The following is an 18,984-nucleotide window of genomic DNA, read 5'->3' as shown; positions in this document are numbered from 1 at the left end:
CCTCAGCGGGATTTATCGTTGTGGGTCATGGCGGTGTAGAACACCCACGACACCAACAGAATGATCAGGAAGTACACCAGCGAAAACGCCGCCGCCGGGCCCAGGTCGAATTGGCCAATCGCCATTTGCGTCAGGGTTTGGCTGAGGAACGTGGTGGCGTTACCCGGCCCGCCGCCGGTGAGCACGAAGGGCTCGGTGTAAATCATGAAGCTGTCCATAAAGCGCAGCATCACGGCGATCAGCAGCACGCTTTTCAGCTTGGGCAGTTGAATGTGACGGAACACCGCCCAGCCCGACGCCCGATCAATGCGCGCGGCCTGGTAATACACATCGGGAATGGCCCGCAAACCGGAGTAACACAGCAGCGCCACCAACGACGTCCAGTGCCACACATCCATGATCAACACCGTGGCCCAGGCATCGCCCGTATTGGCCGCGTAGTTGTACGAAATGCCCAGCTTATTAAGCGTGTAGCCCATCAAGCCGATGTCGGCGCGGCCGAAAATCTGCCAGATAGTGCCGACCACGTTCCAGGGAATCAGCAGCGGAATGGCCAGCACGATCAACACCAGCGAAGCCATTTTGCCCTTGGTGGGCATGCACAATGCGATGCCGATACCGAGGGGAATTTCAATCAGCAGCACGCAGGCCGAGAAGATGAACTGGCGCAGCAACGAGTCATGCAAACGGTCGTCGGCCAATACCTGGCGGTACCAATCGGCGCCGACAAAGTAGCGGCTGGATTGGTCGAAAATATCCTGCAGCGAGTAGTTGACCACCGTCATCATCGGCACGATGGCGCTGAACGCCACCAGCAGAAACACCGGCAATACCAACCACCACGCCTTGTTGTTCTGCACCTTCATGGCGTCACCTCCGCAGGCGCGTCTACCGCTGCTTCAACCAGATAGTCGTCGGCATACACCATCAGCCACTGTGCTGGAAAACTCAGGTACACCTTCTGCTGCGGCACCGGCTGGTCTTCCTGCAAGCGCACTTTCAGTTTTTGCCCGTCGAGCGTCAGAGTCAGAATTTTGTAGGTGCCCAAATCTTCAACATGGGCGACCTCGCCACACAGCGCGTCGTCGTAGGGGCCATCCCAGATGTGCACGAACTCGGGGCGAATACCGACTTTCAGCGTCGCATCCGGCAGCGCGGCGAGGCGTTGATTCAGCGCGGCGCTCAGCGGCAGCACGGTGTTGGCAAAGCGCACGCCACCGTCGCAGCGAGTCACGTCGATCAGGTTCATACCCGGGCTGCCGATGAAGTAGCCGACAAAAGTGTGGCTCGGGCGCTCGAACAACTCGCGCGGCGTGCCGAATTGCACGATCTGGCCGCCGTACATCACGGCAATCTTGTCGGCGAAGGTCGAGGCTTCGAGCTGGTCGTGGGTGACGTACACCATGGTGATGTTGAACTGCTCGTGAATCTGCTTGAGCTTGCGCCGCAGCTTCCATTTCAGGTGCGGGTCGATCACGGTCAGCGGCTCGTCGAACAAAATCGCCGACACATCGTCACGCACCAAACCCCGGCCCATGGAGACTTTTTGCTTCTCGTCGGCGGTGAGGTTTTTGGCCTTTTTGTGCAGCAACGGGTGCAGGTCGAGCACCTCGGCAATCTCATTGACCTTGCTCAGCACTTTGGCTTCGTTCAACCCCTGATTGCGCAGCGGGAAGGCCAGGTTGTCGAACACCGTCATGGTGTCGTACACCACCGGAAACTGGAAAACCTGGGCAATGTTGCGCTCTTCAGGCGGCAGCAGATTCACCACCTTGCCATCGAACTGAACCTCGCCTTCGGACGGACTCAACAGCCCGGAAATAATATTCAGCAAGGTCGACTTGCCACACCCGGACGGCCCGAGCAGCGCGTAGGCGCCGCCCTGCTCCCAGATATGGTTCATCTCCCGAATGGCGTAATCGTCCGGCCCGCTCGGGGTTTTGCTGTAGCTGTGAGCCAAATGGTGCAAACGAATCTCGGCCATCAGGCAACCCTCCCGACACGTCGACTGGGGGCCTGAATCAGGCGGCCATCGGCGGCGAATACGAACAGCTTGTGGGTGGGGATATAGATGAGGATCGAGGTGTCGACGTCGTACTCATGCACGCCTGGCAAATGCAGCACCAACACAAACTGCTCGTTGCGCACATGCAGGAAGGTTTCCGAGCCACTGATTTCCGCGAGCTCGACGGTTACGGCCAATTCCAGGTCATCGTCGTTGGACGGCACCAAGCCGATATGGCTGGGTCGCACGCCGAAGCGGTACTCACCTTCGCCGATGCTTTGCAGATCCGGATTCAGCGGAAAGTGCACCGCCTCGGCGAAACTCACCTCGGTGCCACTGATCCGTCCGGGCATCAGGTTGATGGGCGGCTCGGAGAACAACTCGGCGGCCAGCACCTGTTGCGGGCGGTGATAAACGTCGGCAGTTTTGCCGCTCTGCACCACGCGCCCTTCATGCAGGATGGTGGTGGTGCCGCCCAACGCCAGCGCTTCGTTCGGCTCGGTGGTGGCATAAATCGCGATGGTGTGGCGGGCCTGGAACAGCTCGCGCATTTCCTGGCGCAGCTCTTCACGCAGCTTGTAGTCGAGATTCACCAGCGGCTCGTCGAACAGAATCAACGATGCGTCTTTAACCAGCGCGCGAGCCATGGCGGTGCGTTGCTGCTGGCCGCCAGACAATTCCAACGGGTGGCGTTTAAGCAGCGCATCAATGCGCAGCATCTTCGCCGTGGCGTGAACCTTCTCGGCAATTTCCGCGTCTTTGAGGCCGGCCTGACGCAGCGGCGAGGCGATGTTCTCGAACACCGTCAACGTCGGGTAATTGATGAACTGCTGATACACCATCGAGACGTTGCGCTTGCGCACCGGCACGTTAGTCATGTCGGCGCCGTTCATCAAAATGCGGCCGCTGTTGGGTTTGTCGAGTCCAGCCATCAAGCGCATCAAGCTGGTTTTACCGGACAGGGTCCGACCCAGCAGCACGTTGAACGAACCCGGTTCGAAACTTAAACAGGCGTCGTCGATGTGCAACTCGCCATCGACCACACGGGTGACGTGTTCGAGCACTAAAGACATAAGTGTCCTTTTCTTGTTGTTCTACGTTGGTTCGACCGAGGGTGCGCCGGCCAGACCGCATTGAACGCTCGCTTCAGGTGTTCACGTACTTGAGTACGCTGCGCCTTTGAGCTTCCGTTCGCCTTGCCTGGTTCTGGCACCCTCACTCTCAATTCGCCAAACTAGAGCCAGTTCTGTGCCAACCCGCGATTAACGCTCGCAACTTACTGTTATTAAAGTGATTATCTAAATATTCAAAGGAACAAGAACGGTCAGTTTGAACACCTGTGAACACTCATCTGTGAACAACTGAACAGTGGCCACTGTTGACTTTGAACAGTCATCAACGACACTGAACCGACCCGGCAAAGACCGGTCGATTGCTGGCTGAAAATAAAAACAACACCACGCGAGACCCCGTCATGGCCGAAGCCGCCCTGCCCCACGACACGATCATTCAAGACTCCTGGACGCGCTGCCGCAGTTTCGGCCTCACGCACCAGAGCGCGCCGACGTTCAGCCAACCGAGCGCGGGCGAGGTGTCGGCGCTGCTGGAGAGTCAGCACGCGCTGGTGCAAACCACCCATAAGGAAGTGCTGCCGTACTACGGCAACATTCTCGCCAACTCCAACTGCCTGATCATGCTGGCCGACAACCAGGGCCAGGTGCTGCAGAGCTGGGGCGATCAGCGTTTCATTGAGCCCAACCATGCCGCCGGGTTTGTCGCCGGGGCCAGTTGGCTGGAGCGGTACACCGGCACCAACGCCATCGGCACGGCACTGAGCTGCGCGCAGCCGGTTCACATTCAGCACGACGAACATTTTCTTAAAGCCAACCGGTTTATGACCGGCTCGGCCTCGCCGATCTTCAATGAACAGCGGCAGATGATCGCCGTGCTTGATGTGTCCAGCGACAGCTACCTGCCGCCCTCGCACACCTTGGGCATGGTGAAAATGATGAGCCAGTCGGTGGAGAACCGGCTGATCCTCAACCTGTTCCAGCAGCGCTATTTCCAGCTGACCTTCAACACCAGCCTGAACAACCTCGACAGCCCGTGGGCCGGCCTGGTGGTGTTCGACGAAAGCGGCCAAGTGGTGTCTGCCAACCGGCGTGCCGACAGCCTGCTCGGGATCAGCCTGGCAGCGGTGAACATCGAGCGGCTGTTCGATATTCCGCTGCAACAGCTGTTGAACCAGCCGCAGGACTTGCCCTTTAACCTGCGCGCCGGCGGGCGTTTTCGCTTCCATGCCCAGCTCAAACGCCCGCAGCAACCGGTGCCGATTCAGGCGCGAGACTTCCGCACCGCCCCGCTCAGCCCGCCGCCAACCCCGGCACCGGCAGCGCAAAGCCCCTTCACCCTGGCCGCCATCAACCTTGGCGACCCGCGCGTCGACAAAGCCGTGCGCCAGGCAGAGCGCTTGCTGGAAAAGGACATTCCAATATTGGTCTACGGCGAAACCGGCGTTGGCAAAGAGGTGTTCGTCAAAGCCCTGCACCAGGCCAGCTCACGGGCGCAGCAAAGCCTGATCGCCGTGAACTGCGCAGCCATTCCTGCCGAGCTGGTGGAGTCGGAATTGTTCGGCTACGAAAAAGGCGCCTTCACCGGCGCCAACCAGAAAGGCAGCATTGGCCTGATCCGCAAGGCGCACAAAGGCACGCTGTTTCTCGACGAAGTCGGCGACATGCCATTGCGCGTACAAGCGCGGCTGCTGCGTGTGCTCCAGGAACGCTGCGTACAGCCCTTGGGCAGCAGCGAGTTGTACCCGGTCGACATCCGCCTGATCTCCGCCACCAACCGCGCCTTGCGCCAAGACGTCGACAGCGGCCTGTTCCGCCAAGACCTCTACTACCGCATCAGCGGCCTCAACCTCGAACTGCCGCCCCTGCGCGAGCGCACCGACAAACAGGCGATGATCCAACGCCTCTGGGAGCACCACCGCGAGCCCTACCAATGGGCCGGGTTAAGCACTGAAGTGATGGAAATGCTGCTGCGCCACCCCTGGCCCGGCAACCTGCGCCAACTGAGCAGCGTGCTGCAGATCGCCCTGGCCATGGCCGACGATCAACCTATACGCCCCGAGCATTTACCCGACGATTTTTTCGCCGACCTGCCAGGCAGCGAGGCGCCGCCAGTCGTGGAATACCGCGCCACCAGCGATGCCGATCTGAAAAGCCAATACGAACAATGCGGCGGCAACATCTCCCACCTCGCGCGCAGCCTCGGGCTTAGCCGCAATACCCTGTACAAGCGGCTGAGAGAGCAAGGCGTGAAAGTGTGAATGGCCTGGGGTAGCGACGTTTCCAGGAATCGCGGCTGAAGCCGCTCCTACAGAAAACCACGGCCCCTGTGGGAGCCGCTTTAGCCGCGATGCTTTTCGGGCGCCGAGGCTGAAGCCGCCACCGTCACGCCGCCGAAACGGTGCGCTCAACCACAGGCGGCGCCATGCCTAGGGCGGGAGCGCGGCGAAATGTCAGGGTGCCGTCCTCCACGGGCGAGTAGCGCAGGTTGAACAGGTCGAGAATGTAGTTCTGCTTCAGCTGCCACGGTGCGCCGGGGCCTTGCTTGGGCAATACGTCCGCCGCCCGCAGTACATAGCCGGCGGAAATATCCAGCAGCGGGCGTTTCTCCAGCGAGCTACCCACCTGCTGCGCCACGCACATTTTGTAGGCGTTCTCGTCCATGTAATTCAGCACACGGCACACGTAGCTAGAGGCCAGGTCAGCACGTAGCGTCCAGGAGGCGTTGGTGTAGCCCACGCACAGGGCGAAGTTGGGCACGTTGCCGAGCATCACGCCTTTGTAGGCGAGCGTGTCGCCGATATCCACGGACTTGCCGTCCACGACCAGGGCCATGCCGCCGCAAGCCTGCAACTTCAGGCCCGTGGCGGTAACGATGATGTCGGCCGCCAGTTCCTGACCCGACTTCAGACGAATACCGGTCTCGGTGAAACGTTCGATGTGGTCAGTGACCATCTGCGCCTTGCCGCTGCGCAGGGCTTTGAACAAGTCACCGTTGGGCGCCATGCACAAGCGCTGGTCCCACGGTTGGTAGGTCGGGTTGAAATGGGTGTCGACGGCGTAGTCAGCCGGCAACTCGCGCTTCACGCCGTGGCGCAGCATTTTGCGCGCGAGGTTGGGCGCGCGGCGGCAAAACTGGAAGAAGCCCAAGGTCAACAACACGTTCTTCCAGCGCGCCAGGCGATGGGCGCGCTGTTCGGGCAAAAACTTGCGCAGCACATCAGCGATGGCGTCTTTGGCTGGCAGCGAGGCGACATAGCTCGGCGAACGCTGCAGCAAGGTGACCTGGCGTGCCTGCGCCGCCATGGCCGGCACCAGCGTCACGGCGGTGGCGCCGCTGCCGATGATGACGACATTTTTGTCGGTGTAGTCGAGGTTTTCCGGCCACTTCTGCGGGTGAATAACCTGACCCTTGAACTGCTCCCGGCCGGGAAATTCCGGTGTGTAGCCGCCGGCATAGTCGTAATAGCCGCTGCACACGTAGAGGAATTTGCAGCGGTAAACGCTGGAGCCGCCGCTTTGCGGGTTGTGCACCTGCACGGTCCACAGCGCCTCATGGGACGACCAACTGGCGGAGGCCACGCGCTGGTTAAAGCGGATGTGCTGGTCGATGCCAAATTCGCTGGCAGTGTCTTTGATGTAGCGAAGAATCGAGGCGCCGTCGGCGATGGCTTTGGCGTCTTGCCAGGGGCGAAAGGGGTAACCGAGGGTGAACATGTCGGAGTCTGAACGCAGCCCCGGGTAGCGGAACAGGTCCCACGTGCCGCCGATGTCGCTGCGCCCTTCAAGGATGGCGTAGCGCTTGGCTGGGCAGGTGGTCTGCAATCGGTACGCCGCCCCGATACCCGAGAGCCCTGCACCAATGATCAATACATCAAATTGTTCGCACGCCATAGGTCACTCCGTTTGCTCACGCGCTTCGAGAGAAACGGCGGGCATTTTTTATTGTTTTAGCCACGGCCAACAGCGCAGGTGGGCCAGGGACGATGGTCACTTTTTTACTTCCACTCGCTTGAGCATAGCCACCGAAAGCACAGCGTTCGGCAGTAAAGTACGAAAAAAGGCGTAAATGCCATCAAACCGCTGTTAAAAATTGGCAGCACGTAGCTGCTGACGACGGGCGAAACCCGTGCGCATACCGTCCGGCCCTGAGGGCGCGAGTTTTCAGGACGCGCATTCAACGCGAAAATTCTCGTGTCGGCCACTGTCCGAATGGCTGATTTGCCACTGACGCTAACGATCACACTCTCTGCAATTTCGACTTGTGCAGGCCCTGGCCGCCCGCGTCTAATTCGCTGCCCTGGGCTTTATCCACCCGCTATCACGGACGACCCACCATGCGTTTTTCCATGCGCCTGTGCGCCCTGCTCGCCTTTGCTGGCGCACCGCTGCTTCCCTCTGCTGCGCTGGCCGCTGACTGCCACGCCTTTGAAACCGAAACCGTCACCCTGACCGGCACGCTGTACCCGGACACCTTTCCCGGCGCGCCAAACTACGAGGACGTTACTCAAGGTGATGAAGCGGAGGTCGGCTTTTACCTCGCGGTCCCCGAGCCACTGTGCATGGTCGCCAACGACGAGTTTGAAACCAGCCCCGACCAGCGCCTGGATTATTTGCAGCTGATCCTCGACCAGAAAGGCTACGACCAGTTGCGGCCGTACCTGATGAGTGAAGGCAAGCTCACCCTCAAGGGCACCATCACCGGGGCACTGACCGGCCACCACCACACGCCGCTGTTGCTACAGGAAGTGGAGTTCGTCAGCGGTACGCCGGCCGAGCCGGTGGACTGCGAAGTGCTCGCTGAAAATGCTTCGCTGGACCAACAGTTGCCCGCACCACTGCCCGGCAAAATCACCGGTGAAGGCCGCCTGTACTTCCACAATGCACCGAATGACAGCTGCACCGACCGCAAGGCGTACATCGTGCCCGGCGACAGCGTAGCCGTGAGCAACATCCACAGCTTTGGCTGGGCCGAGGTCAGCTACACCACCAAGAACGGTGCGGTTTACAGCGGGTGGGTCAAGCAAGGTCAGGTGCTGATTAACGGCGAGTAATGCCCTTGGGCGTGGGCACATTCACGCCAGGGATATCGCTTCGTTTTATGTTGTCTGCCATTCACCGCTCACTTGCACAGGCCTTCTATGCGCCCCGTTCAATACATCATCCGCCATCCCTCCGCCGGCTTGCTCTTCGTGCAGTTGCTCGGGGTGCTGCTGTACCCGTGGATGGAAGACACGCCACTGGGCCGTGCGCTATTCGGCGCGTTTGGCTTGGTGGTGTTGGGCCTGGCGCTGCACGTGGTTAAACGCAGCTCCTCGCATACGTGGGTGGCGGTGGTGTTGGCCGTGGTGCTGGTTGGCTTAACAGTGTTTAACAAGGTGACGCCGGCGGTGAGCCTTGAATCGCTGATCGCCCTGCTCGAAGCGCTGTTCTACTTCTACGCGGCAGGCAGCCTGATCGCCTATATGAACGCCGACTACCGCGCCACCACCGATGAGCTGTACGCCGTCGGCGCCACATTCACCCTGCTCGCCTGGGCCTTCGCGCACCTCTACACCTTTTGCCAATTGCTGTTGCCGGGCAGCTTTGGCGCGCTGATTAACCCCGAAGCGGCGCGCAGTTGGATGGAGTTGTTGTTCCTCAGCTTCACCACGCTGTCGGGCGTCGGCCTGGGCGACATCATTCCGCTCACTCCCATGGCCCGGTCGCTGGTAATGGTCGAAGAATTCGCCGGTGTCATGTACTTGGCGTTGGTGGTGTCGCGCCTGATTGCCTTGACTGCGATCAAGCGTTAGCCGCGCCGACAGACTGAACGCGATCGCCGCTCGGCCGGTCTACACCGCGTACTTCTCTGATCTGGAACGCTGATGTCTGCTGTTGAATCTGCCCTCGCCTTGCCCTCCCACGCGCGCCAGAAAAGCTCGACGCGCTGGGCCTTTTTTATCGCCGGTTTCGCCATGGCCGCGTGGGCGCCATTGGTGCCCTTCGCCAAGGCGCGCGCGGGTTTGTCCGAAGGCTCTCTCGGTTTGCTGTTGCTATGCCTGGGCGCCGGCTCGCTAATCACCATGCCGCTGGCCGGCGCGCTGGCGGCACGCATTGGCTGCCGACGGGTGATCGTTGGCGCGGCGGCGCTGGTGTGCCTGATGCTGCCGCTGCTGACGGTGTTTTCGTCCTGGCCATTGCTGGCCGTCAGCCTCGCCCTATTTGGCGCCGGGCTCGGCTGCATGGATTGCACCATCAACTTGCAGGCCGTGCTCGTGGAAAAAAACAGCGAAACGCCCTTGATGTCGGGCTTTCATGGTCTGTTCAGCGTGGGCTGTATTGTCGGCGCGGCCGGCGTGAGCCTGCTCTTGGCGCTGAACCTCAGCCCACTGCTGGCAGCACTGGCGGTGGTTGCGGCAGTCATCGCCGTGCTGCTGCACGCTGCCCGTGACTTGCTGCCCTTCGGCAGTACCAGCAACGGCCCGGCATTCGCCATTCCCCACGGCGTGGTGCTGCTGATTGGCGCGGTGTGCTTCATCTTGTTTTTGGCAGAAGGCGCGATGCTCGACTGGAGCGCCGTGTTTCTCACCGAAAGCAAACACCTAGCCTCGGCCCATTCCGGCATCGGCTATGTGGCGTTCGCCTGCGCCATGACGGTGGGTCGCCTGACAGGCGACAAGGTGGTGCACCGGGTTGGCCGTCAGCGCGTGGTGCTGCTCGGCTCGCTGATGGCGGCGGCCGGCTTGGTGGTGGCGACGTTGAGTCCATCGTGGCCGCTATCGCTGGTGGGCTTTTTGCTGGTGGGAGCTGGCTGCTCGAATGTGGTGCCGGTGATGTTCAGCCTCATCGGCAAACAAAAGGTGATGGCCGAAAACGTGGCTATTCCAGCAGTCTCCACCTTGGGGTATGGCGGCATTTTGTTGGGCCCAGCCTTCATCGGCTTTATCGCTCATGGCAGCAGCCTGACCACCGCCTTGCTGGTATTGGCGGGTTTGTTGGTGGGCGCGGCCGCCCTGAGTTTGACGCTGAAATTGAACGATTAAAAAGCCAGGCACAAAAAAGCCCGCTTCGCAGCGGGCTTTTTGTTTAGCGGACCAGAAGGCGAACCTTCTTAGTCTTCGCGATAACGACGCAGCTTCAACTGCTTACCGGCTACGCGAGTGTCCTTCAGCTTGGTCAGCAGACGCTCCAGACCTTCTTCCGGCAGTTCAACCAGGCTGAAGCTGTCGCGCACTTGGATGCGGCCGATGGCTTCGCGGGCCAGGCCGCCTTCGTTGAGGATGGCACCCAGCAGGTTTTTCGCGGCGATACCGTCACGTGCGCCCAGGGCGGTACGGCAACGGGCACGGCCTTCGGCCAACGGCATTGGCGCGCGACGTTCACGCGGCTCGCTACGCTCACCAGCAGGACGCTCGGAACGCTCACGCGGTGCGCTGTTCGGCACCAGTGGTTGTTCACGTTCAACGTCGGCGAGGGTCAGCGCTTGGCCGTTGGTGGCTTTGCGCAGCAGCGCAGCGGCCAGGGCACGCGGGCTGCAACCGATGTCGGCGGTCAGACGGTCGAGCAGATCACCATGGCTGGCTTCAGCATCAGCCACCAGCGGCGCGAGGGCGTTGGTGAGTTTCTTGATGCGTGCATCCAGCACTTGCTGGCCGTTCGGCAGGCGAACTTCGGCAACCTTCTGGCCAGTTACACGCTCGATCACTTGCAGCATGCGACGCTCACGCGGCGTTACCAGCAACAGGGCGCGACCGGTACGGCCAGCACGGCCGGTACGACCGATACGGTGAACGTAGGATTCCGGGTCGTACGGCATGTCCACGTTCATTACGTGGGTGATGCGCGGCACGTCGAGACCACGGGCGGCAACGTCGGTGGCAACCACGATGTCCAGACGGCCATCTTTGAGCGAGTCGATCACGCGCTCACGTTGGTTCTGGGCAATGTCGCCGTTCAGGGCGGCAGCCTTGTAACCCTTGGCTTCCAGCGCGGCGGCCAGGTCCAGGGTGGCTTGTTTGGTACGCACGAAGGCGATCAGCGCGTCGAAATCTTCCACTTCCAGCAGACGCAATACAGCGGCGTGCTTCTGGTCAGCGTGAACCAGCAAGTGAGCCTGCTCGATGGCAGTCACGGTCTGGGTTTTGGTTTCGATCTTGATGTGCTTCGGGTCACGCAGGTGCTTTTCAGCAATGGCGCGAATCGAGTGCGGCAGGGTGGCCGAGAACAGCACGGTCTGACGGGTAGCGGGCATGGCCTTGAAGATAACTTCCAGGTCGTCCATGAAGCCCAGCTTGAGCATTTCGTCCGCTTCGTCGAGTACCAGGTGCTGAATAGTGGACAGCACTTTCTCGTCGCGACGCAGGTGGTCAACCAGACGACCCGGGGTAGCCACAACAATCTGAGCGCCATTACGGATGGCTTTCAGTTGTGGGCCCATCGGAGCGCCGCCGTAAACGGCAACCACGTTCACGCCTGGCATTTGCTTGGCGTAGGTTTCAAAAGCGGTAGCCACCTGCAGAGCCAGCTCGCGAGTTGGCGCCAGAATCAGCGCTTGTGGCTCACGTTTGGCCGGGTCGATGCGGGTGAGAATTGGCAGTGCGAACGCGGCGGTTTTGCCGGTACCGGTTTGCGCCTGGCCGATCATGTCGTGGCCGGCGAGAATCACTGGAATAGCTTGCAGTTGAATAGCCGATGGCTCTTCGTAACCGGTAGCGATTACTGCAGCGAGAATATTGGGGTTAAGTCCGAGCGCGGCGAAGCCGCCGGATACCTGGGTCATGGGTCTGCCTCAAAGTGCATCCGCAAAGACCCATGTTCCAAAGCTGCGCATGCCGTGTAAGACCCGAAGGTAACCCTGGCAGCCCTGTAGGCGGGGATTTGCGAAAACGTATTAATGAAAAAAGAAGATATCCAGGACGTTCACTTGGTGAACTGCACCCAGAGCTCGCTCTGGGAAAAACCTGCAAAACCTGAACACGGCCGTTTGAAGCCGGCGCGCACTATACCGGAAAAACTTGACCTCGGTGTAAGTTTCGCGAAGAAAATCCTTACACGCCGCCAGCCGGTCGCCGAGATAGACACCTTCAGCGCCAGTCACGCGGCGGTTTGACCGGCTGCACCAGGCCAGCTATACCGCACCAGCCACTTCCGCCAGCCATAAGGATAATTCGCCATGAACAGCACCAACGCCGGACGCGTCAGCCGTGAAAAACGCGGGGCGATCATGCTCATTGGTCTCGACCGCCCCAGCAAACGCAACGCGTTCGACCTGGCGCTGCTCAACGACCTGACGCTCGCCTATGGCGAGTTCGAGCGTGACAGCGAAATGCGCGTTGCCGTGGTATTTGCCCATGGCGAACATTTCACCGCCGGGCTGGACTTGGCCAATGTCGCCGCCACCTTCGCCAGTGGCTGGCAGATTCCCGAAGGCGGTTGCGACCCATGGGGCGTGTTCGGCGGCCCGCGCGTGAGCAAACCAGTGATCGTCGCGGCTCAGGGTTACTGCTTCACCATTGGCATCGAACTGATGCTCGCCTCCGACATCAACCTGTGCGCCAGCAACACGCGCTTTGCGCAAATGGAAGTGCAACGCGGCATCTTCCCTTTCGGCGGCGCCACCTTGCGCATGCACCAGGCAGCTGGCTGGGGCAACGCCATGCGCTGGCTGCTGACTGGCGACGAATTCGATGCCCACGAGGCCTGCCGATTGGGCTTGGTGCAAGAAGTGTTGGCCAGCGAAGACTTGCTTCCGCGCGCCATGCACCTGGCCGAACGGGTCGCGGCGCAAGCGCCATTGGGCGTGCAGGCGACCTTGGCCTCGGCGCGCCAAGCAGTGGCCGAAGGCGAAGTGGCCGCCGCTGCCGCCTTGCCCGCCACCATGCGGCGCCTGATGGCCAGCGAAGACGCCCAGGAAGGCGTGCGCGCCATGCAAGAACGCCGCCCCGGCGCATTCAAAGGCCGCTGAGTCAGGTGGCTGGGCGCACCAGGTCGATCAAGGGCTGCAGCGAATAACCCAGCTGCGCCTGCAACGCCTCGGCGCGTTTGGCGAGCGCAGCAGTATCCAGTTGCTGATCCAAGTCGGCGGGCACGATCAGAATCACGTTGCCCTCCTTCACCGGCAGTTCCCAGTAGTGCCGGTGGTACAACCCGCGCAGCAACGCCGCGCCCAGCGGCTTGCCGTCGTCGCTGGCCCACTGGTTGATCACCAGCCAGCCGCCAGGATTCAAGCGCTGCTGGCAGCCTTCGAGAAAACGCCAGGCCAGATGGCCAACGGCCGGGCCGGTGTCGGTATAGAGGTCGACGAAAATCAGGTCGGACGATTCGGCGCTTTCCAGCAGTTCGATGGCATCGCCAATGCGCACATACAGACGCGGATCGTCGTCCAGCCCCAGAAACTCCATGGCCAGACGCGGCACATCGGGGCGCAGCTCGATGGCTTCAACGTCATCCAGCGGCAGAAAACGCAGGCACGCCTGGGTCAAGGTGCCGGCACCGAGGCCAAGAAACAGCGCGCTCTCTGGCTGCTCGTGGCACAGCGCGCCGATAAACATGGCCCGCGTGTAGTCGTACTCCAGCCAGGTCGGGTCGGGCAGGAACACGCAGCTTTGCTCAATGGCGTCGCCGAATTCGAGGAAGCGGTAGTCGCCGACCTGCATGACCTTGATCACGCCGTATTCGTCGTGCACTTCGGCCAATAGCAGTTCTTCGGTCAGCTCGTCCCGTGGCGGCTGTTCAGGCATTGCGGTCTCCAGCATTTATGACATCCCCGACCAGCGCGCGGCAGGGAAAGGCGCCGATTGTCATTGAAGAGCCTGGCGCCGGTCACGCAATAATTCGCCCACAGTTAAGCCCCCCCAACCAGAACAATAATCAGCAGGTCGCCGGCCGCGACGTGCAAGGGAGAACGCTATGTACGCCATTATCGGCGCGGGCCCCATGGGCCTGTGCACGGCCCGCCAGTTGCAAAAACATGGCATCGCCTTTGTCGGCTTCGAGCTGCACAACGACGTCGGCGGTTTGTGGGATATCGACAACCCGCACAGCACCATGTACGAATCAGCCCATCTGATCTCGTCCAAAAGCACCACGCAGTTCAGCGAATTCCCCATGGGCGACAGCGTGGCGCCCTACCCGCACCACAGCGAAATGCGCCGCTACTTTCGCGACTACGCCAGCCATTTCGGCCTGTACGAACATTTCCAATTCGGCACCCGCGTAGTGCGCCTGGAGCACCGGGAAACAGGCTGGGCGCTATTCACCGAAAAAGCCGGCGTTACCCGCGAATGGCAATTCGAGGGTGTGCTGATCGCCAACGGCACCTTGCACACACCCAATCTGGCGCAACTGCCGGGCACCTTCAGCGGCGAGCTGATGCACTCCAGCGACTACCGCTCGGCCGAGGTTTTTGCCAGCAAGCGCGTGCTGATTGTCGGCTGCGGCAACTCGGCCTGCGACATCACCGTAGACGCCGTGCACCGCGCCGCCTCGGTGGATTTATCGGTACGACGAGGCTATTACTTCCTACCGAAATTTCTGCTCGGGCGCCCCATCGACACCTTTGGCGGTGCAGTGAAATTGCCCCGCGCGCTGAAGCAACGCATCGACGGCTTGCTGATTCGCGCCCTGATCGGCAAGCCCTCGCAATACGGCCTGCCCGACCCCGACTACAAACTGTACGAATCGCATCCGGTGGTGAATTCACTGGTGCTGCATCACCTCGGCCACGGCGACATCAAAGCGCGCAGCGATATCGCGCGCATCGACGGTAAATCGGTGACCTTCACCGACGGTGAGCACGCCGAGTACGATCTGATTCTGCAAGGCACCGGCTACAAGCTGGACTATCCCTTTATTGCGCGCGACCACCTGAATTGGCCCGAAGGCGCTGGCGCACCGAAGCTGTACTTGAACGTGTTCCACCCCGAGTACAACGACCTGTTCATGATGGGCATGGTCGAAGCCTCTGGCCTGGGCTGGCAGGGTCGCGCCGAGCAGGCGGAGTTGGTGGCGCTGTTTATTCGTCAGATGCAGGCAGGCGGCGCGGCCGCCGAGGCGTTTAAAACCGTGAAGCGCGAGCGCGCCAGTATTCGGTTAGACGGCGGTTACCGTTATCTCGAGCTGGAGCGCATGGCGTACTACGTGCACAAAGACACCTACCGCCAGAGCATCGCCGAACACAGCGCCGCGTTGCGCCTGTCGGCTGAACAAACAAACGCGTTAAGCGCCACTGCGAATGCCTCATGAGCAGGCGTATGCAGCGGCTCTATCGCGCCTATCGACAGGCGCTGCGCTTGTGAGCGCAAGCCGATCGGTTACCATGCCCGTCCGCCTAATTCGCTTGAGCCGAGAACGTCGATGTCGCAACCATGGAGCCCCAGCAGCTGGAGAGCTAAACCCATCCAGCAGCAGCCGCAGTACCCAGATGCCGCCCACCTGAGCCAGGTTGAGCAAACCCTCGCCGGTTATCCGCCGCTGGTATTTGCTGGCGAAGCGCGCGAGTTGCGCCGCCAATTTGCCGAGGTCACTCAGGGCCGTGCGTTTCTGCTGCAAGGGGGCGACTGCGCTGAGAGTTTTGCCGAATTCAGCGCCGCGAAAATTCGCGACACCTTCAAGGTGCTGCTGCAAATGGCCATTGTCATGACCTTCGCCGCCGGCAGCCCGGTGGTAAAGGTTGGGCGCATGGCCGGCCAGTTCGCCAAGCCGCGCTCGGCCAATGACGAAACCATCGACGGCGTCACCCTGCCCGCCTATCGCGGCGACATCGTCAACGGCATCGGCTTCGACGCCACCAGCCGCGTGCCCGATCCTGAGCGTTTATTGCAGGCGTACCACCAGTCCACCGCCAGCCTCAACCTGCTGCGGGCCTTTGCCCAGGGCGGGTTCGCCGATCTGCATCAAGTGCACAAGTGGAACCTGGAGTTCATCGAGAATTCGGCGCTTGGCGAGAAGTACAACCAACTGGCCGACCGCATCGACGAAACCCTGGCCTTCATGCGTGCGTGCGGCATGGACACCTCGCCGCAACTGCGCGAAACCAGTTTCTTCACCGCTCACGAAGCGCTGCTGCTCAATTACGAGCAAGCCTTCGTGCGCCGCGACAGCCTCACCGGCGGCGACTATGCCTGCTCGGCGCACATGCTGTGGATTGGCGACCGCACCCGTCAGGTGGACGGTGCCCATGTGGAATTCCTGCGCGGCGTAGGCAACCCGATCGGCGTGAAATGCGGGCCGAGCATGAGCAGCGAAGACCTGATTCGCCTGATCGACATCCTCAACCCCGACAATGATCCGGGTCGCCTCAACCTCATCGTGCGCATGGGCGCCGACAAAGTCGAAGCCGGCTTGCCGCGTTTGCTGCGCACCGTTAAAGAGGAAGGCCGCCACGTGCTGTGGAGTTCCGACCCCATGCACGGCAACACCATCAAGGCATCGAGCGGCTACAAAACCCGCGACTTCGCGCAGATTCTTGCGGAGGTGAAACAGTTCTTCCAGGTTCACGAAGCGGAAGGCACGTACGCCGGAGGCATTCACATTGAAATGACCGGGCAGAACGTCACCGAATGCATCGGCGGCTCGCGGCCGATTACTGAAGATGGCTTGTCCGACCGCTATCACACGCACTGCGACCCGCGGATGAATGCCGATCAGTCGTTGGAGTTGGCGTTTTTGATTGCTGAGACGCTGAAGCAGGTTCGGCGGTAGGGCTCGCGCTCATCAATCCAACACCGTCATTCCCGCGAAGGCGGGAATCCAGAATGTTGTGGCGGACTCCCAACCGCAACACAACGCAAATTCTGGATCACGAATGCTCGGACCGCCGCCTTCGCGGCGATGACGGTGTTGGTCATTGAGCGCTCGTCAGCCGCGCAACCCCGGACTCAACCGCAACATATCCAGCGCCACATCCACCAGCCGCTCCGCCTCTTTGCCCATGGCAAAGCTCTTCGGCGCCAACAACCATTTCGCCAGCACGCCATCAATAAACGAATGCAAGCACGTGGCTGCCCACTGGGTGTTCAGGTCGGCCGGCAATTGGCCTTTGTTGATCGCGTTACGCAGGGTCAGTTCGATGCGCTGGTCGCAGTCGATGCTGTTGTCTTGCATTTGTTGGCGCAGGTCGTTGAGTTCCGCCGTGTATTCACATTTGTGGAACAGAATCTCGTTGATGCGCCGAACCTGGGCGTCATTGGCAGTTTGTCTGAACAGCTGAACCAATAATTCGCGCAGGCGACCCAAGGGGTCAGGCTCAGTGGCACTTTCGCTGGCCTTGGCCAGTTCTTCGAACGGCAGGTGCGCGCGCTCAAGAATTGCCTGAAACACGTCGCTCTTGTTGCTGAAATGCCAATAGATAGCGCCGCGCGTCACGCCGGCCACATCGGCAATTTTGGCCAGCGTTGTCCGCCCGACACCGTGCTCGTAGAACGCCTGCTCGGCGGCATCGAGAATCTGGCTACGGGTTTCCTGTGCTTCTTCTTTGGTGCGTCTGACCATGCCAATACAGCCCTGGGTTATCGACACGTAAGCCCAATGTCAGCGTCGTGTCAGTTAAAAGCAAAGCTTGAAAAAAGCTTATGTAACAGTGGGTTTTAGGCGTTTACAAACAACCGTGAATGTAAGTATATTTCTTAGCATCCTACCTATCCACAAGAAAATCCTTATTTTTTGATCACGCTTTGATCAGCCGCCTACCCAAAACGCTTAAAAACTAACCAATCGTACCGGCGCCCTCCCAAGCGCTGATCGACATGAGGCCTTTCATGCAATTCAAGCCAGCCCACCCCGCTCTGGTTTCCGCCCTCGCCCTGGCAACCTTGTTGCTCACCGGTTGCGAAAAAGCAGCAGAAGCGCCGCCACAACAGACCCCGCAAGTGGGTGTGGTGACCTTGAAACCGCAAGCCTATTCCCTCGTCAGCCAATTGCCCGGCCGCACCAACGCTTACCGCGTTGCTGAGGTTCGCCCGCAAGTGAACGGCATCATTCTCAAGCGTCTGTTTACCGAAGGCCGCGAGGTCAAGGCCGGCGAGCAGCTGTATCAAATCGACCCTTCCGTGTACGAAGCCACGCTGAAAAGCTCGCAGGCCACCCTGCAATCGGCCAAGTCCCTGGCGGATCGCTACAAGCAGCTGGTCAATGAGCAGGCCGTGAGCCGTCAGGAATACGACAACGCCGTTTCCCAGCGCCTGCAAGCCGAAGCGGCTCTGCAGAGCGCCGAAATCAATCTGCGCTACACCAAAGTGCTCGCGCCGATTGCCGGCCGTATCGGTCGTTCGGCGGTGACCGAAGGCGCGCTGGTCAGCAATGGCCAAACCAATGCCATGGCGACCATCCAGCAGCTCGACCCCATCTACGTCGACGTCACCCAGTCCTCCGCGCAACTGCTCAAGCTGCGTCGTGAACTGGAAAGCGGCAACCTGCAAAAAGCCGGCGACAACGCGGCCAAGGTCAAGCTGGTACTCGAAGACGGCAGCCTCTACGAGCAGGAAGGCAAGCTGGAATTCTCCGAAGTGTCGGTGGACGAAGGCACCGGCTCGGTCACCATCCGTGCTGTGTTCCCCAACTCGAAACACCAGTTGCTGCCCGGCATGTTCGTGCACGCCCAGCTGCAAGCCGGCGTGAACGAGAACGCCATTCTTGCCCCGCAACAAGGCGTCACCCGCGACCTCAAAGGCCTGCCGACCGCGCTGGTAGTAAACGCTGAGAACAAAGTGGAACTGCGTGAGCTGAAAGCCGAGCGCACCTTGGGTTCCGATTGGCTGATCAATGACGGCCTCAAAGCCGGCGATCGCCTGATCACCGAAGGCCTGCAATACGTGAAGCCGGGCGTGGAAGTGAAAGTGGCCGAAGCCACCAACGTCACCCCAGCAAACGGCGGCGAAGCCAAGCCGGCGGCCCCGGCCGCCGAACAAGCCCAAGGCGAAGGGAAGTAAT

At 60.7% G+C, this 18,984-nt stretch carries 15 protein-coding genes and 1 pseudogene; 9 read left to right on the top strand and 7 right to left on the bottom strand.

The window, feature by feature from the left end; translation table 11 throughout:
• Window positions 1-2 precede the first annotated feature (2 nt).
• Genes ACZZZU_RS01115 through ACZZZU_RS01105 form a run of 3 tightly spaced genes read right to left on the bottom strand, consistent with a single transcriptional unit; the run spans window position 3 to window position 3,078 of the window.
• Window positions 3-866 (bottom strand): carbohydrate ABC transporter permease, encoded by an 864-nt coding sequence (locus ACZZZU_RS01115; RefSeq protein WP_122495514.1) that lies wholly within the window; start codon window positions 864-866, stop codon window positions 3-5.
• The gene (locus tag ACZZZU_RS01110; protein ID WP_463549453.1) at window positions 863-1,984 is read right to left on the bottom strand and encodes an ABC transporter ATP-binding protein; all 1,122 of its coding nucleotides are present in this window, start codon (window positions 1,982-1,984) and stop codon (window positions 863-865) included. The genes ACZZZU_RS01115 and ACZZZU_RS01110 overlap by 4 nt, the downstream gene beginning before the upstream one ends.
• Window positions 1,984-3,078 carry an ABC transporter ATP-binding protein gene (locus ACZZZU_RS01105; protein WP_122495510.1) on the bottom strand — a complete coding sequence of 365 codons (1,095 nt, stop codon included), beginning with the start codon at window positions 3,076-3,078 and terminating at the stop codon, window positions 1,984-1,986. Before ACZZZU_RS01105 ends, ACZZZU_RS01110 begins: the two co-directional genes overlap by 1 nt.
• 401 nt (window positions 3,079-3,479) lie before the next feature.
• Here ACZZZU_RS01105 and ACZZZU_RS01100 point away from each other — a divergent pair, with 401 nt between their 5' ends.
• On the top strand, window positions 3,480-5,336 hold the full coding sequence (locus ACZZZU_RS01100) for a sigma-54-dependent Fis family transcriptional regulator (protein WP_463549452.1): 1,857 nt from the start codon (window positions 3,480-3,482) through the stop codon (window positions 5,334-5,336).
• Between the two features lie 124 nt (window positions 5,337-5,460).
• On the opposite strand, the gene ACZZZU_RS01095 is transcribed toward ACZZZU_RS01100, so the two are convergent.
• Window positions 5,461-6,969: a flavin-containing monooxygenase gene (locus ACZZZU_RS01095; protein ID WP_463549451.1), complete on the bottom strand. Its 1,509-nt coding sequence runs from the start codon at window positions 6,967-6,969 to the stop codon at window positions 5,461-5,463.
• Between the two features lie 443 nt (window positions 6,970-7,412).
• Between ACZZZU_RS01095 and ACZZZU_RS01090 the strand changes: the two genes are divergently transcribed.
• From ACZZZU_RS01090 to ACZZZU_RS01080, 3 genes are all read left to right on the top strand, one after another.
• On the top strand, window positions 7,413-8,129 hold the full coding sequence (locus ACZZZU_RS01090; protein WP_463549450.1) for a DUF4431 domain-containing protein: 717 nt from the start codon (window positions 7,413-7,415) through the stop codon (window positions 8,127-8,129).
• Window positions 8,130-8,216: 87 nt separating this feature from the next.
• Entirely contained in the window at window positions 8,217-8,870 is a 654-nt protein-coding gene (locus tag ACZZZU_RS01085; protein ID WP_122495502.1) for a potassium channel family protein, read from the top strand.
• A 72-nt stretch (window positions 8,871-8,942) separates the two neighbouring features.
• Complete coding sequence (locus ACZZZU_RS01080; RefSeq protein ID WP_122495500.1) at window positions 8,943-10,100, top strand: MFS transporter; 1,158 nt, start codon at window positions 8,943-8,945, stop codon at window positions 10,098-10,100.
• 68 nt (window positions 10,101-10,168) lie between these two features.
• Here ACZZZU_RS01080 and ACZZZU_RS01075 read toward each other — a convergent pair.
• Window positions 10,169-11,870: pseudogene (locus tag ACZZZU_RS01075) on the bottom strand (DEAD/DEAH box helicase).
• An 80-nt stretch (window positions 11,871-11,950) separates the two neighbouring features.
• Here ACZZZU_RS01075 and ACZZZU_RS01070 point away from each other — a divergent pair.
• Window positions 11,951-12,166 (top strand): hypothetical protein, encoded by a 216-nt coding sequence (locus tag ACZZZU_RS01070; protein WP_463549449.1) that lies wholly within the window; start codon window positions 11,951-11,953, stop codon window positions 12,164-12,166.
• A 63-nt stretch (window positions 12,167-12,229) separates the two neighbouring features.
• A complete protein-coding gene (locus ACZZZU_RS01065; RefSeq protein WP_463549448.1) occupies window positions 12,230-13,021 on the top strand; it encodes a crotonase/enoyl-CoA hydratase family protein in 792 nt (263 codons plus the stop codon).
• Between the two features lies 1 nt (window position 13,022).
• On the opposite strand, the gene ACZZZU_RS01060 is transcribed toward ACZZZU_RS01065, so the two are convergent.
• Window positions 13,023-13,796, bottom strand: a complete 774-nt coding sequence (locus tag ACZZZU_RS01060; RefSeq protein ID WP_122495492.1) for a spermine/spermidine synthase domain-containing protein — start codon at window positions 13,794-13,796, stop codon at window positions 13,023-13,025.
• 169 nt (window positions 13,797-13,965) lie between these two features.
• Here ACZZZU_RS01060 and ACZZZU_RS01055 point away from each other — a divergent pair, with 169 nt between their 5' ends.
• Window positions 13,966-15,300 (top strand): flavin-containing monooxygenase, encoded by a 1,335-nt coding sequence (locus tag ACZZZU_RS01055; RefSeq protein WP_463549447.1) that lies wholly within the window; start codon window positions 13,966-13,968, stop codon window positions 15,298-15,300.
• Between the two features lie 111 nt (window positions 15,301-15,411).
• Entirely contained in the window at window positions 15,412-16,758 is a 1,347-nt protein-coding gene (locus ACZZZU_RS01050; protein WP_122495488.1) for a class II 3-deoxy-7-phosphoheptulonate synthase, read from the top strand.
• 156 nt (window positions 16,759-16,914) lie between these two features.
• Here the strand turns inward: ACZZZU_RS01050 and ACZZZU_RS01045 are convergent, their stop codons facing one another.
• Window positions 16,915-17,547: a TetR family transcriptional regulator gene (locus ACZZZU_RS01045; protein ID WP_122495486.1), complete on the bottom strand. Its 633-nt coding sequence runs from the start codon at window positions 17,545-17,547 to the stop codon at window positions 16,915-16,917.
• A gap of 266 nt (window positions 17,548-17,813) precedes the next feature.
• Here ACZZZU_RS01045 and ACZZZU_RS01040 point away from each other — a divergent pair, with 266 nt between their 5' ends.
• Window positions 17,814-18,983, top strand: a complete 1,170-nt coding sequence (locus ACZZZU_RS01040) for an efflux RND transporter periplasmic adaptor subunit (protein ID WP_463549446.1) — start codon at window positions 17,814-17,816, stop codon at window positions 18,981-18,983.
• The last annotated feature ends 1 nt before the right edge of the window (window position 18,984 follow it).

The sequence above is a fragment of the Pseudomonas sp. AC136 genome, assembly GCF_979258585.1.
The sequence above is the reverse complement of the archived record's forward strand: the minus strand, read 5'-3'. Positions and strand labels throughout refer to the sequence as shown.